Origin of the sequence: Acetobacter tropicalis (assembly GCF_030644465.1) — a bacterium.
Lineage (GTDB): Bacteria > Pseudomonadota > Alphaproteobacteria > Acetobacterales > Acetobacteraceae > Acetobacter > Acetobacter tropicalis.
Window position 1 is genome coordinate 1,050,640 of sequence record NZ_JAUYUW010000001.1, and the last position, 14,220, is coordinate 1,064,859.

15 protein-coding genes are annotated in these 14,220 nt (G+C 58.0%); 1 reads left to right on the top strand and 14 read right to left on the bottom strand.

From position 1 onward, the window contains the following. Positions 1-26 precede the first annotated feature (26 nt). The 10 genes from QWU00_RS04695 to QWU00_RS04740 all read right to left on the bottom strand — a co-directional run bounded on the left by QWU00_RS04695 (position 27) and on the right by QWU00_RS04740 (position 8,913). Positions 27-458 (bottom strand): hypothetical protein, encoded by a 432-nt coding sequence (locus QWU00_RS04695; RefSeq protein ID WP_035378422.1) that lies wholly within the window; start codon positions 456-458, stop codon positions 27-29. A 207-nt stretch (positions 459-665) separates the two neighbouring features. Beyond that, the gene (locus tag QWU00_RS04700) at positions 666-1,079 is read right to left on the bottom strand and encodes a hypothetical protein (RefSeq protein ID WP_145912851.1); all 414 of its coding nucleotides are present in this window, start codon (positions 1,077-1,079) and stop codon (positions 666-668) included. 162 nt (positions 1,080-1,241) lie between these two features. Further along, complete coding sequence (locus QWU00_RS04705) at positions 1,242-3,860, bottom strand: hypothetical protein (protein ID WP_304651027.1); 2,619 nt, start codon at positions 3,858-3,860, stop codon at positions 1,242-1,244. Beyond that, complete coding sequence (locus QWU00_RS04710; RefSeq protein WP_035378417.1) at positions 3,857-4,417, bottom strand: hypothetical protein; 561 nt, start codon at positions 4,415-4,417, stop codon at positions 3,857-3,859. Before QWU00_RS04710 ends, QWU00_RS04705 begins: the two co-directional genes overlap by 4 nt. Positions 4,418-4,431: 14 nt before the next feature. Continuing rightward, positions 4,432-4,959 (bottom strand): phage fiber-tail adaptor protein, encoded by a 528-nt coding sequence (locus tag QWU00_RS04715; protein WP_035378416.1) that lies wholly within the window; start codon positions 4,957-4,959, stop codon positions 4,432-4,434. Next, the gene (locus QWU00_RS04720) at positions 4,956-5,579 is read right to left on the bottom strand and encodes a hypothetical protein (protein ID WP_052051200.1); all 624 of its coding nucleotides are present in this window, start codon (positions 5,577-5,579) and stop codon (positions 4,956-4,958) included. The genes QWU00_RS04715 and QWU00_RS04720 overlap by 4 nt, the downstream gene beginning before the upstream one ends. Positions 5,580-5,581: 2 nt before the next feature. Further along, positions 5,582-6,742 (bottom strand): hypothetical protein, encoded by a 1,161-nt coding sequence (locus tag QWU00_RS04725; RefSeq protein WP_052051199.1) that lies wholly within the window; start codon positions 6,740-6,742, stop codon positions 5,582-5,584. Then, positions 6,739-7,314, bottom strand: a complete 576-nt coding sequence (locus tag QWU00_RS04730) for a DUF2612 domain-containing protein (protein ID WP_035378415.1) — start codon at positions 7,312-7,314, stop codon at positions 6,739-6,741. The genes QWU00_RS04725 and QWU00_RS04730 overlap by 4 nt, the downstream gene beginning before the upstream one ends. Continuing rightward, positions 7,314-8,471 (bottom strand): baseplate J/gp47 family protein, encoded by a 1,158-nt coding sequence (locus tag QWU00_RS04735; protein WP_392388271.1) that lies wholly within the window; start codon positions 8,469-8,471, stop codon positions 7,314-7,316. The genes QWU00_RS04730 and QWU00_RS04735 overlap by 1 nt, the downstream gene beginning before the upstream one ends. Positions 8,472-8,559: 88 nt before the next feature. Further along, positions 8,560-8,913 carry a hypothetical protein gene (locus QWU00_RS04740; RefSeq protein WP_035378414.1) on the bottom strand — a complete coding sequence of 118 codons (354 nt, stop codon included), beginning with the start codon at positions 8,911-8,913 and terminating at the stop codon, positions 8,560-8,562. Between the two features lie 272 nt (positions 8,914-9,185). Between QWU00_RS04740 and QWU00_RS04745 the strand changes: the two genes are divergently transcribed. After that, positions 9,186-11,303, top strand: coding sequence for a catalase (locus QWU00_RS04745; protein WP_035378412.1), 2,118 nt, complete (start codon positions 9,186-9,188; stop codon positions 11,301-11,303). A 123-nt stretch (positions 11,304-11,426) separates the two neighbouring features. Here the strand turns inward: QWU00_RS04745 and QWU00_RS04750 are convergent, their stop codons facing one another. Genes QWU00_RS04750 through QWU00_RS04765 form a run of 4 tightly spaced genes read right to left on the bottom strand, consistent with a single transcriptional unit; the run spans position 11,427 to position 14,197 of the window. Further along, entirely contained in the window at positions 11,427-12,083 is a 657-nt protein-coding gene (locus tag QWU00_RS04750) for a Gp138 family membrane-puncturing spike protein (protein WP_035378410.1), read from the bottom strand. Next, positions 12,080-13,036 (bottom strand): baseplate hub protein, encoded by a 957-nt coding sequence (locus QWU00_RS04755; RefSeq protein WP_231551615.1) that lies wholly within the window; start codon positions 13,034-13,036, stop codon positions 12,080-12,082. Before QWU00_RS04755 ends, QWU00_RS04750 begins: the two co-directional genes overlap by 4 nt. A gap of 40 nt (positions 13,037-13,076) precedes the next feature. Beyond that, positions 13,077-13,412 (bottom strand): phage baseplate plug family protein, encoded by a 336-nt coding sequence (locus QWU00_RS04760; RefSeq protein ID WP_222941924.1) that lies wholly within the window; start codon positions 13,410-13,412, stop codon positions 13,077-13,079. Next, positions 13,409-14,197 (bottom strand): phage baseplate protein, encoded by a 789-nt coding sequence (locus QWU00_RS04765; RefSeq protein WP_035378405.1) that lies wholly within the window; start codon positions 14,195-14,197, stop codon positions 13,409-13,411. Before QWU00_RS04765 ends, QWU00_RS04760 begins: the two co-directional genes overlap by 4 nt. Positions 14,198-14,220 lie beyond the last annotated feature (23 nt).

Consider the following 14,220-nt stretch of genomic DNA (forward strand, 5'->3'; position numbering starts at 1 on the left):
CCCTCTATTTGCCTGCAGGCGAGTGCCTAGCCGGGTGTTTCTTCACCCTTGTCATTCACATCCAGAAACGTCTGGTCAGAAATGGAGAGATTCTCCAACTGTGGGCGGGCAAGGGCAGCAGAGGTACTTTGCGCAAGCCCTGCCGTTTTGGCCCGCAGGTCTGCCAGTTCTTCCCGAACATCTGAAAGGATTTCAAGCAGCGCCTGATGATCCTCCGCAGCACGACGGTCCGCCCCACGGCTGAGCACGGCATTGCCCACCATTAACGCTGGTAACGCCACAAGCTGAATACAGTTGCTGATATAAAGCAGAGTATTCTGCCATGCCGGAACAAGAACCGGCACAAGAGAGAACAGGAAAAACACATAAACGCACCAGATGCTGCCAAACAGCATGGTCATTTTGACAGCTACACTTTCATTCGCCCTGTCCAGCATGGCCTTGAAGGACTTCTCCATTTGCTCCCCCGCTCCTGTCATACCAGCGGCCCCTCCTGGAGACGGGAGCCGCCTGCGGGCGATGTATCACAGGCAGCGGCAGAAGTCCGCCTCACTCACGGCATGGCCGCAGGGCATGGGCGAGCACAAACGCCCTTCCCCGCCGTTTGGCGGAAGAAGGGCGTGTATAGGGGCCATACAGAGAGGAAATGTGCGCTCAGGCAGCCTTTAATGAGCGCTCAGGTTGAGCTTGTAAAAAGCGTTCTGGCCTTTTCGCTCCGTACCATGATGCAGAAAAACGCCTACGGTATAATTGCCATTTTCCGGCACACGGCCATGCCAGTGGTCATGCAAAGGGTGGTTCCGCAGCCCACCATCCGCCGTGGTATAGAGCAGATGGCCTGCTGGGTCCTTGACGAAAAACGACACGCTCCGTTTGCGGGAATGGCACAGAACGGACAGTTCCTGCCCCTGATGCAGGGCAAGGTGGTATTCAGCCATTTGCGGGCCTTCCAGAGTGCCCGCCATATGCTTGCTTTCCGCGTTATGAGGGAAATAGACCGTTTTGGCGGCCGCATGGGCCTGACCGAGCGAAAGCCCGGTCGCCAGTGCAAGACTTATCAGAAGGGGGGTGCGGGTCATTCCAGCTTTCATGGTGCTCTACAGCTCTGCAAAACACGGTTATGAGGTATGCTTACCATACATGAATGCAGAACCCCTCCGCAAGGTTCCCTTCCCCCGCCCTCTCCTCAGTCTGTGGCACTACACAAAACAGTCATATGAAAAATCCCGCGTTACCGGGCCTTACGGTAGGGCGCTCAGCCCCACCAGCATCCACCCGGCGGAGGTGTAAATGGCCGGGGCGTCATCCTCCGCGTCAAACACCATCACGCCGGGGGGCGGGTTGGGTTGGGCCTTGATGCTGGCGCGGGAGAGCGTGGGCAGATGCACGCCCGCATTGGGGGTGATGGTGCCTGCCAGGGTCTCGTTCCCGTTGCTGTCGAGCTGGCGCAAGGGGGTGCTGCCTTTGGCATCTGTCAGCCCTGTGGCGGTGTAGCCGGTGGTCATGACCGCCGTGGGCTCCCACGCAACGCTCTGACCATCCCCAAGCCGGAGCGCATTGGAGGTGGAAAGCCCTGTAAGATTGACACCAATGCCCGCGCTGCCGGTAAGCGTAATGGCGCTGGCTGCGCTATTGTTCAGGCTGGTGGTCATACCGCTGTTGCGCGTGCTGCCGGTTACGGTTTCATTGCCGCTGGCATCAAGCGTGCGCAGGGGGGTGCCGTTCTGGCTATCCTGCAACTGGCCGCTGGCGTATCGGGTTTGCACGGATGCCGTATGCTCCCATGAAATGGCCTGACCATCCGCCACGCGCAGGGCTTCCGGCGTTGTCAGGCCCGTGGTGTCCAGCCCGATGGCGGCGGTGCCTTTGGCCACGTAGGCCGGTGCCGTGGGCTGGGTGAGGCTGACAATGGTCTGGCTGTTTTGCAGGCTGCCCGGCAGGGTCTCGTTCCCGCTTGTATCCAGCGTGCGGGCCACACCGGCGGCGACCTGTTCCGTCAGTTTCCCGTTGGCAAAACCGCTGTGCACAACAGCCGTTGGCTCCCAGGAGAGGGTTTGGCCTGCTGCCAGGCGCAGGGCCTCCGGTGCGTTCAGGCCGGTCAAATTCAGGCCAAGCTGGGCCTGGCCGTTCAGCGTCCATGCCACGCCGCTGCCAGCGTTGCTGATACTGGTTGTGACATCCCCCTGCATGCCAATGGCCAGCAGGTTGGCGGTATCATACCAGTAGCGCAGGGTGTAAGCGGCGGAATCAAACTGAAAATGCGGTTTGTGATCATCACTGAACGCAAGATTGCGGTTGGCCCCTATGTTCAGCACCGGCGCGTTATTGACGGGCGTGCTACGGGAGAGATCAATCCCTGCGGTATCAAACCGGCCTGCGGCGTCAATCAACGTACCATATGTGCTGGTGGCATCATTATTGCCAATGGCAATGCCTTTGCCCACCTTGCCGGGTGTGCCATCTGCACTGGTTCCGGCTATCTGTAATTGCAGACCAATACGCCAGCCTACGGGATCATCCCCATTGGCGTAAACATCAACCTCCCGCCCCACCATGCTTCCGGCAACAGAGGACGCCTGCCCGGTCTCATCACGCGCTTCATCATACCCCGCCCAGATCTGCGAGCGCGAGCCCTTGCCATCAGCCAGCGCATCTGCCGGGCGCTGGGCCAGACTGGCCTGCGCCACATGCTGCCCGCCCCCGAAGGCGGAACTGTTCAAAACGGTAGAATGGCACCACACATAATCATTCAGGGCGGCTCCTTCTGCCGGAATGGTGCAGTTCCCTTTTTCCAGATTCATCACAAATCCGGTGGTGCCGCCCGTGTGGGTGACATCCAGATCCTTACGGAGCACGGGAGCCATATCCGCACGGCTTTCTCCGCGTGCAAAATACTTGCCGCCTTCAAGCGTGCTTTCAATCACATCCGTGCCGAGGCTGGTAATGGGCGCACCATCTGCCAGCGTGGTGCCGTTGATCTGCCACAGGGTTGGTGTCTTACTTTGCAGAGGGGCTGCGAGGTGAAGCACCCCTGCGGGAATACGCACCATGCTGCCCGCTGGCACCGCTGCCTTGGCGGCCTGCAAAGCGGTGCTGTCATCACTGGTGCCATCCAGCGTGATGCCAAAATCCCCAGCACTTGGCTGTTCGGCAAAACGCGCGGACAGCGGGCGCTTGAGGGCACCACTCAGCGCGCTGCCGGCTGTGGCGGCCGTGACATCCCCCGCAACTGGAGCGGTGAAACGCCCTGCGGCATCCAGCCCCGCAACACCGTTGGGCTGGTTCTTGTCAGACTGCTGCACGCTGCCGTCCGCCATGGCGCCTATCTGGCCGATGGTGGCGTTTTGCCACAACGAGGGCACAGCGGTTGCAGGATCTATGCCGCCCGGGGGCCGCGTGGGCGCATACGTTTCCGGCGTGGCGGCTGTGGCGGCTGTGGCGGCTGTGGCGGCTGTGGCGGCTGTGGCGGCTGTGGCGGCTGTGGCGGCTGTGGCGGCTGTGGCGGCTGTGGCGGCTGTGGCGGCTGTGGCGGCGAGCGGTGCGGAAACACCAAGAGTTCGCAAGCTTTCTTTCGCGCGTCCAGATTTTACCGCGCCTCGTGCTAGCGCCTCTTTGCCGGAGCGTTCTGAAGGAACGTGGGCGGGAAAAGTGGTGCTGCCAGCAAACGCGGAAGTAGAAGAGGCGCGCAAGGATGAAACCGACGCATGAGGTATTTCTGGCGCGGCTGGGTAGCTCTGTTGGTATTGTGGAAGCAGATGATTGGGGCGCGGGGCTGCAAATGTATGCACAGACCAAACCAGCAGCAGCCCGGAACACGCACTAAGCAGGATACGGGTTTTAAGAACAGGTGCCATGCTCATGTGTTTTCCTGAGAGATGCAGATATAGCCGCCATTGTTCCACCATGCGCCCGCTACGCCGGGGTCTGTGGTGGGGAGTTCAAGCGTCATCAGCACATGGCCATTCCGCACGCCCAGACATTCCAGCCCACCCAGAAGCAGGTTGCCGGATGCGGAAAGTGCCGCAAGCCCGTTGGGGGTGCCTTTTTGTGCATCCACAATGGTGGCAGCCGCCCCCGCCGCGCCAGAGGCCGCCTGCCCGGCCTGTGTTGCGGCATCCTGCGCCTGTGTCACAAGGGTGGAGACAGCCCCCTGCACCTGCCCGCTCATGGCATCCACATAGGCTTTGTTGGCCAGATGCGCAGGGGCAGACGGGATAAGAGGACAGGCCAGCAAACCAGAGAGTGTATCGCCTGTTTTATCAACCGCACCGGACCAGATCTTGCCCTGGGGTACAAACTGCCCCTGCCCGTTGAAAATACCAAAAACAAGATCCGTTGCTGCAGGCTGGGCCTGCACAGGCAACGCGGAAAGCGGCGTGCCACTTAGGGTGGCCGCCGTGGTGGAAGACCCGGACATGGGTTTTGTGTCCTTCAGGCTAGAAGATAGGGTTTTCCGCTTTCCGTAGTCAGAATAACCGACTGGGAAAGCGCAAGGGCATTGGGGGGTACGGGTGTGCCATCTGGCAGGCTGGGTGCTGTAGCAGGCGGTGTTGCAGGGCTGGTGGACAAAATGGCGATGGCAACCGGCTGGCTGAGGCTGCGCCCCTGCTGCGTGGTGATGCTCACCAGAACGGTCTGCACCGTGCCGGGAATACCGCCACTTAGAAACAAACACGCCATACCATTGACCAGCGTGGCCCACAGCACGCGCATATCCGTCTTCTGCCCCGCGGCAGTGGTTACGCTGGCCGCAACACTGGCAAGGTAATCACCTGTCCCGTGCAGCCATTCCGAGGTATCCAGGGTAAAATCCAGCGTATCTGCACTGGATTTTGGCGACCATGACACTGTAACCGCCTGCCCCAGCAGCCCGCGCAGGCGGAGGCTAGCGGGTACAACCACAGGTATGGTGCGGCCCGGTGCAGGGTGCCAGCCGCTGGAAGGTAATGGAGCAATCATGCTCCCTGCCCGGCGACGATAGACGCTGCGCGTGACGGACGCATGGCAGACACATCAGGCATGTCCGGACCGTTTGAGACACTTTTGTGTTCAGGAGCTGTTTCCTGAACAAACGAAGCCTTATGCGTGGCCGCAGAGAATGCCGCAGCGCTGATGTCCGGTGGAGTGGGAAGCTGCGTGCTGGTTGTGTCTGTGCCGTTTGCCAAAGCACGCAGGCTGGCAAGATAGCTCTGCCACACAACGGGGGGCGTTTCTCCATACATACCGTAAGTGGCCCAGCTTGTGCTGGCGGCCTGTTGCAAGGCGCGTGCGGCCTGTGTGGCAAGAGGTAGGGGTGGAGCCGTGTAATCCACAATCGCGCCATTCTGCACGGCTTTTCCGGCCGGTAGACGAAAGCCGGTGGTATTGGCCCAGTCTGCGAAGCTTACGGGTAGAAGCTGACTGGCAGGCGGCAAACCATCCACGCTGCTCATGCTCCAAGTATCATACCACGCGGTAACGGGGGTGGGTTGGGTGGCGGCGGTATCATACCCGGCGTAATAACGGGCGGGATAGGCTGCCTGCACCTGTGTCTGCGCTAGTGTGGAAAAAGGCACACTGGAAAGAACATTCTCTGTCATGCTCATTTCTTTCCTTTTGCCTGAACGTAAATGGCATTGTAGGAGCCATACAGATTAAGGGTGAAACCTGCGGCGTCCGGTTCCCACACGCAATGATAGTGCGAGATAACCCCGCCAGTGACCGCCTGCACCTGAATGGATTGTGGCGCGCCGGAGAACGCCACCGGAAAGGTGATACGCCCGGAGGAAACATTCTGCACATTGAAACACTGCATCATGTTGCCATATGGCAGGTTAATAATCCGATCATCATTTGTATAAAAATCATTGATGTAGTTTGACGTTGTCAGACACACGCCTGCATGCTCAAACGTGCTGTTCACCCATGAGGATGTTGCAAACTGTGCCGAGACCCAGGCACTTGTTGCAAACTGGGCGTTTACCCACGCAGATGTTGCGAATTGTGAACTGACCCACGAAGACTGGGCGAACTGGGAACTGACCCATGATGGTGTAGCAAATTGGGCATTGGCCCAGGCCGGTGTGGCAAACTGGCCGTTCGCCCAGCTTTGCGTGGCCACCCGTTGCCCATTTTCTGAAAAATGGCCACCGCCAAATATGGAAATGGAACCATCCGCACTGATACGCGCCACATTGATACGGGTGCCTCCCACATTGGAATAAACATCCAGCACACCATCAGACCCCACGGAGGAGAGGCGATACAGCACGCTGTATCCGCCCGTGGCATCAAAGGAATAGGTGTTGCCTATGGCAAGGGAGCCCTGCAATTTTCCACCGGCAAGAGGGAGATACTGTGCAAACAGGTTTTGCCACGCAGCCCCGTTTGCAGCGGGCGTGGTCATGTTGTTTTCAGCCATGGAAACCCAGAACGTGCCCGGTGAGGCCCCCGCCACAACCGCCCCTGCGGGATAACCGCCAATGTGGGATGCGAACGTGGCATCATACTGCCCGATCATGCCGGCCTGATAGGCCTGCAACACGGCGGACAGGCGGTGTAGAAAACCGTTCATGTCCTGCCCACGCGGCGGCACACCCCCGGCAGACCGGCCGATAAACGTTTCTGGCGGGAAACCAAGAGAGATGGATGCCGTGCCATCTCCCGCTGCGGCCTGCGTGGCCGGAATGGCGGCCAGATTACCCGCACTGGCGAAATCTGCAATGGGTTTTGCAAATCGTTCAGGAAAATCAGACTGTTTCATTTCTGCCCTTTGATGGCATAGGTCACGCGCACGCCTGCGGGGCGCGGCAGGACACCGGAATTCTGGATTATGGAAATCTGCACGGCAGAGGGCACAAACCCGAACGTATAGGTCATGCTCATGCCGCCATTATCAGAGACCCAGGCATCGCCCTGCCCGGCGAACAGGGTCATGAGAATGGCGTTCAGACTGATAATGGAGCCATCTGTAATGTTGGCCATGGCCTTGGCGCAGATCAACTGGCGAAAGCCATCATCAGACAGGCGATAATTGCCGGTCGAGACGGTGCCGGAATACCACGGCGCGGTGTTAAACCCTTCTTCCGTCAACTCTTCCGCTTCTTCAAACCCTATGAAAGTATCGGATGTTATGCTCAGAATACGCTGCACGCCCACAATGCGGCCCCATACATCCAGCCCATACCCTTGTGCGGTCTCCAGATTCCATATCTTCTGGTACCATGTTTCAATCAGTGTGGCGGGGTCAAACGCCTGATTCCATGCGGCAATCAGCGCATTCAGGCTGGGGGCACATGCATATTGGGAGAGAACGGTTTGCTGCACATTCTGCATCAGGCAAACACCACACTGATATTTGCCTGATCAAGCGTAGGGACCTGACTGACACCGAAGGTCGCACTTACGCCCCTAGGCGTAGCAGGAGTGCCCAGTGTAATATCCGCAATCTGCGCCCATGTGCCGAGTGCGGCAATGCCCGCGTAAAAACGGCTGGCATACAGTGTGGCGCCAATCCGTGCGCGGCTGCCTCCATCATTCCCCGCAAATGCGGCCTGTATGGCGGACTGCACAGCCGTTGTGGCAGTGGAGGGCACCATGGAAGACGCCACCATTGTCACTTTTACAAAAAGCGGTGTTGGCGTGGCCCGCTGAAAGCTGACACTGTAGCTGGGCGCTGTGCTGTAGGCCGTATTAGGGTCCGTTACTGTCACCGTGGTACTGCCTGTATAGGCGCAGCCGGGCGGCTTTTTTCGCAAAATAGCCTGTGCAATGGCCTGATCTGCGCCCCCACTGACACATACATACAGACTGTAGGGTGCGAGTGTGACACCTCCAACAGTTATGGCGGTGCTGGTACTGTTATCCGTTACAAAGGCATCACTCACGCCGGGCACAGCCTGAACGGCGGCAGAGATGGCATCCAGCGGGCCAATGGCGTTGGCCGCAACGGAAATTCTGCGCCGTTCTTCAAACGCGGTACGGCTTTCCACGGCGCGCCCCGTCATCCCCGCCACGGGGTTGGTGACGGTTGCCCACCCGGCCAGAGACTGACTGATGGCAATACTCTGGGCTGGGCAGATGATCTCTCCTGCCTGCGTGCAGGAAAAGGTACCGCTGCCTGTGCCGGTGGCGTCCAGCGTAATGGCGGCATCTGCCGCATAGCTGTTGCCAGTGGCGTCCTGCACCAACGCGCCTTGGGGAATGAGCGTGCCAGCAACGCCAGTGCAAAGGCAGGTGACAACCGTAGCCGTGGCAGGCAGACGGGACATGAAATAAAGGCGGCCAATGGCATCCTGCATCCGGCCAGAGGCACGGGCGGGGTCTACCCCATTGGCCAGCGCCAGAAACTGGTCATAAGCATCGCCCAGAATGGCGGTAAGCGACATGGCCAGTTGCCCCTGGGGAGTGGAAAGATCCGTATTGAGCGTATTGCCAAAGGCTGCGTTGATATCCGCCAGAACGCCTGCCAGCATGTCGGGCTCCTCAGGCATGATAAAGCCGGTGGCATCCAATACCGGAGCCGGGACAGATGTTGTGCCGCTGCCAGCCGTTTGATTTATGCTGGCGCCGGGTATGGTGTTAGAGGCTGACACTGGTCTGACTTCCATCTGCAAGAGTAAGCTGGATGACACCGGAAAGACGGCGCTGGGGGCTGATGCCGGTCAGGACACAAGTGGCGTGGGTCACGCCCTGCACCCTGAGGGCTGTCTGCTCCACATCAGCCCGGAACAGGGCGGCGGACTGGGTGCGGCCCAGAATATTGCTCAGGTAAGGCAGACCGAGGCTGGTGTTGTACCAGCACTCGCCCAGAAACACGCGCACCGCACAGGCCACGTTCTGGGCCACGGCGTAAGGAGCGGAGGCTACGGCTATGTTTCCGGCGGCATCAACCGCCAGATCCCACGTTGCGCAGTCAAGCAACATTGTTTGCATGACATAAACTCTTTATTTTCTGACGGGATATAAGGGGAAGGACAATCACCGCATTGCGCCAGGCTCATGGCTGACCTTGTTCGAGGCAAGGAAACCCTGAACAGCATGAAGGCGTTAAAGACCGAAATCAGGCACGGCTGACGGAAAAGTTTCAGCACACCACGCCCCGGCACCCTAGCGCGAGACAGGTGGATCAATGGCCACATCCTGTCTGGCAGGGTTGTGCATGGGGTGCCGCACATTTCGGGATTTTATAGGGAAGGCGCAGACATATGAGCAGCACAGATACAGACCGCAAGCCCGTGACATTGGGCGAAGAAAAGGTACAGCGCGGCGCAGGTGGCGAAACACACCAGACCGCCCACGGTGACGTGCCAACCCTGACCACCCAGCAGGGCGTGCCTGTAGCGGATGATCAGAACACACTGAAAGCAGGCGCACGCGGCCCAAGCCTTCTGGAAGATTTTCATTTCAGAGAAAAGATTTTCCATTTTGACCATGAACGTATTCCAGAACGGGTTGTGCATGCCCGTGGCTATGGCGCGCATGGTTTTTTTGAACTGACCCATTCCCTGTCTGACATTACACGGGCAGATGTGCTGCAACGTGTGGGTGAACGTGTGCCCGCGTTTGTGCGGTTTTCCACCGTGGCGGGCAGCAAGGGTTCTTTTGACGTGGCGCGTGATGCGCGTGGCTTTGCGGTCAAGCTGTATACCAAGGAAGGCAACTGGGATCTTGTTGGCAACAACATTCCCGTATTCTTCATTCAGGACGCCATCAAATTTCCGGACATGGTGCATGCCGTGAAGGAAGAGCCGGACCGCGCTTTTCCGCAGGCACAATCCGCGCATGATAATTTCTGGGACTTCATTTCCCTCACCCCAGAGAGCATGAACATGATCATGTGGGTGATGTCTGACCGGGGAATTCCGCGTTCCTTCCGCTTTATGGAAGGCTTTGCCGTTCACACGTTCCGTTTTGTCACCGCGGATGGCAAATCCACCTTTGCCAAGTTCCACTGGAAGCCCAAACAGGGGCTGCAGTCTGTTGTGTGGAACGAGGCCGTCAAAATAAACGGTGCCGACCCTGATTTTCACCGTCGTGATTTGTGGAACGCCATTCAGGCAGGCAACTACCCGGAATGGGAACTGGGTGTGCAGCTTTTTGACGATGAATTTGCTGACACGTTCGATTTTGACATTCTCGACGCCACAAAGCTGATTCCGGAAGAACTGGTGCCCGTGCAGCCTGTTGGCCGACTGGTGCTGGACCGCATGGTGGATAATTTCTTTGCGGAAACCGAGCAGGTGGCCTTCTGCACCCAGAACGTGGTGCCGGGGATTGATTTCACCAATGATCCGCTGCTTCAGGGCCGCAATTTCTCCTATCTGGATACGCAGTTGAAGCGACTGGGTGGGCCGAACTTTACGCATATTCCCATCAATGCGCCCAAATGCCCGTTCCATCATTTTCAGCAGGATGGCCACGGCGCGATGCATAACCCTAAAGGGCGGGTCAATTATGAGCCCAACTCCTGGGGTGGAGAAGCCGGTGGCCCGCGTGAAAACCCGCAGAAAGGCTTTACGTCCTATCCGCAGGACGTAGAGGGCCGGAAAGAGCGTGTGCGGTCAGAAAAGTTTGCGGACCATTACAGTCAGGCGCGGCAGTTCTACAAAAGCCAGACCGAGGTAGAGCAGACGCATATTCAGCAGGCCATTACCTTTGAACTCAGCAAGGTGGAAACACCGGCCATTCGTGCCCGGGTGGTTTCTCACCTGTTGAATATTGACACGGGACTGGCGCAGGCCGTGGCTGACGGGTTGGGGCTGGAAAAACTGCCAGAAGCCGCACCCCCTGCCAGCAAGGTGATTGACCTGCCAGAGTCCCCTGCCCTGAGCATTCTGAAAAATGGTCCAACAACCTTTGAAGGCCGCAAAATTGGTGTGCTGATTACCAACGGTGCGGACGACGCCATTCTGGAAGCGTTGGAAAAAACAGCCAAGGCTGAAGGCGTTGATCTGGAACTGGTGGCACCGCACATTGGCGGGATCAAGACATCAAGCGGTCGGCATGTTCCGGCAGGGCAGCGGGTGCCGGGTGGCCCATCTGTGTTGTATGATGCGGTTGTTCTTCTGCTTACTGAAGACGGAGCTAAACAGCTTGCGAACGACGCAGACGCCAAGGATTTTGTGACGGATGCCTATGCGCATGCAAAATTCATTGCGCATGTGCCTGAAGCTGCTCCGCTGCTGAAAAAAGCGGGCCTGACGGATGATGCGCTGGATGAAGGGGTTATTACGCTGGAAAAACCCTCCTCGGTTCCGGAATTTGTCAAAACCTGCCGTGCCCTGCGCTTCTGGGCGCGTGAAGCCAAAGTGCATGCCGTCTGACCGTATGAGTCACGCACTGCCGGAGGCCGCAGTGCAAAAGACAAGGTAATAAATAATAACAGTCTGGCGTGATGCCGGACTGTGCTGCCAAGCCGGGTAAGGCCCTCCAGCCTGGCCCGGCTTTTAGCCTTGTGGGGTGCCCGTTTCTCCATTGCCCGGTTGCACCCCTGGGTGCGTATGCTGCGTAAGCGAAATACCGGAAGCAGTAGCATCCTTGGAAACGTGTAGCGCACCATTGATGGTGGCATCCCCTGTCAACGTCAGGCTTTGTGCCATTATATCGACTGTACCAGCCGTTTTAAGAGTTACGCCTTTATCATGGAGCCAAAGATAAGTCTGGGGCGTGCCATTTAGAAAACCACCCAGATAGAGCGCATCCGCCATGTTATGCTGACGGAAAGAACCGGGAGCAGCCGGAGTGCGGGCCGTTTTGACATTGAAGATATCGCGGTCTGCCACAAGCGCCAGCCCAATGTCTCCCACGACAGGATCAACAATTACCGCACGGCTGCCTCCCTGTAGCCGAAAATAGGGCACCTGATACAGCACGCCATGCGGGGTAACTGCCCCCGCGGCATTTTGCTGGTGCACCATGGGTTGCACATCCACAAAGCCGACCGGGTTGAGGCCCGTGCCAGAAACCGCTTTAACCTGCACCACAACAACCGTACGCCGTGTGGATAAAAGGCGGGCGATGACTCTGTTCAAGGCATTGAAATCTGATGCGGCGGCATCGGCTCTATTAAAAACGGGATACGTGTTTGCAAAAGAGGTGCTCATGCGCTGGGCTCCTGAAGCGCCTGTGCCACAACATCCGTAAACCATACCCCGTTGGGGGTTTCACTTTGCAGACTATGGCGAACCTGCGTAACGACCCAGAAACCGGTGGCGACAGGACCAGACTGCGCGCCCCATCCTGCAGGTTGATAACGGCTTTTGAGAGCGATCACACTGTTAAACCCTATTTGTGGCGTGAACAGCATGCGTGCGGCCATCCCGCCCGCAGACCATGAGGGATAACCAATCAGGCCCGTTTGGGCTGATACAGAAACAGCCAGCCCTGTTCCGCTGTTGCTGGCCGCCCCGTGTACAGGCCAGACTGCCAGTTGAGCGCGCCCAAGGCTGACCCGCATGGGAAGCATTTCCACACATTGAGCAAGTTGCTGGCCGGGGCTGCCATCCAGATACGGGTTGTGCAGGGTAGAATTGAGACCATGTGAGACGAATGTCAGCCCCGCTTTTCGCGCAACGGTCGCCAGTACCGTCGTGGCTGGAACAGCCCCCCGAAAGCCGGTAGGTGTCGCGGCCATAGCATTGGGAAGTGCTGTTGAAAACGCCTGCACCATAAAGGCGACATCTGGAGCGCCTGTATAATCTGCATAGGCCAGTGTGACCCCACCCTGAAAAACCAGAACAGCGGGGGATGTCCCTTCCTCCGTTTCAACCAGAACTTCGCTTGCACTTTGGAATGTTGGGTTGGGTGCCGCGAGGCTCAGACGGTTCATCAGGTCTGGCGAGAGACCATTTATTCTCAAGGTTGCAATTTCGCCTGTTGGAAACTGCGCTTGTGTGATATCGACCGCAACGCGAAGCCCTGTGAGGATAACGGTATCCGCACCATCTGGGCCAAACGCATTAGCCAGCAGACGGAAGGTGATGCGCAAGGAACGAGATGTAAAAAAGCCGGATTGAGCCATGGATATGCCAATGGTGTTTGAAGAAGCAGGACGCACACAGGCTTTGCATCACGCGCGGCGCGGACGGATATGGCGGCTACAACCAGCCGACGCGATAAAAGAGAAGATAGCGGCTCCCCAGCTCCTCATAGGTCGGATTTTGCGTGCCCTGCGTATCGGTAAACGTAAAATCACCCGGTAAGCCCGTGGCTTCATCCCGCGCCAGCCATGTGCGGTCCTGACATAAGATGCCAGATAGCAAACGGTTATTTTCCAGCCAGAAATCTGCGTATAATCCTGTGGAACGTTGGCGCAAGGCAATCTGAACGCTTTGCCCGGACAGGGTGACCTTAAGCATCTGAGCGGCCGTAGTGGCGAGGGGGATCATCACCAGATCTGTGGTGCTACTGATTGTGAAAAAGGCGCTGCTCATAAGGGACACCCGGCAAGGCTATTCCAGCTTGTGGTATTGTGGGGTGCGCCTGCTGTTTGTGTGCTATCATACAAACTGCGGGTGAAGGACATTGTGGAAGATGATTGTGCCGGGACAACGCCACCGCATACTATCCGCTGCCCTTGGGGCCGCTGCGTTGTGATAAAATTTTCTGTAGCAGACAGGCGTACTTCCTGAAGCGTTATTTCCACCACAGGCATGGTAATGCCGTGCCGCGCATCCCTTAGCCAGCGGTAGCCGGTAATGTTTACATTCTTGTATTTCCGCTCTGGCGTGATAACGGAATAAAGTGACAGATCCGCCTCCAGCGCGGCGAGCGTTGCGAAGAACGCCTTGCGCACATAAAGCCCTCCTCCCCCAGCCAGTGTTGAAACCGGTTTTGGCAGAAGTGCCGAAAGGGATTGAGCATCCAGCCTGGTTTCGGAGCCATCACACACCATGAGTACGCGGTGTGTGCGAGGGCTGGCGACCTTGCTGTAGGAAAGAAAACTTCCGTCTTCCAAGGGAGCTGTAGCAATATGCTGTTCGCTCTCGCCAGATACGGAGAGCACCCGTGCCGCAGAGAGCACACTTTGCCCAGCACTGTTGAAAATACCCCATTGGCCAGCCGCCTGACTGATAAGGAAATCATCCAGCATCGTGCCGATACTGACGGATGCAGCCGCCTGCACCCCATGCGTGACAGATTGCCCGAGCAGGACCGGCACGCCTGCTGCTACGGGCACAGTCCAGACAGAGGGCAGTGTAACCGGCACCATGGGCATATACGAAGATCCTTTCATACAAC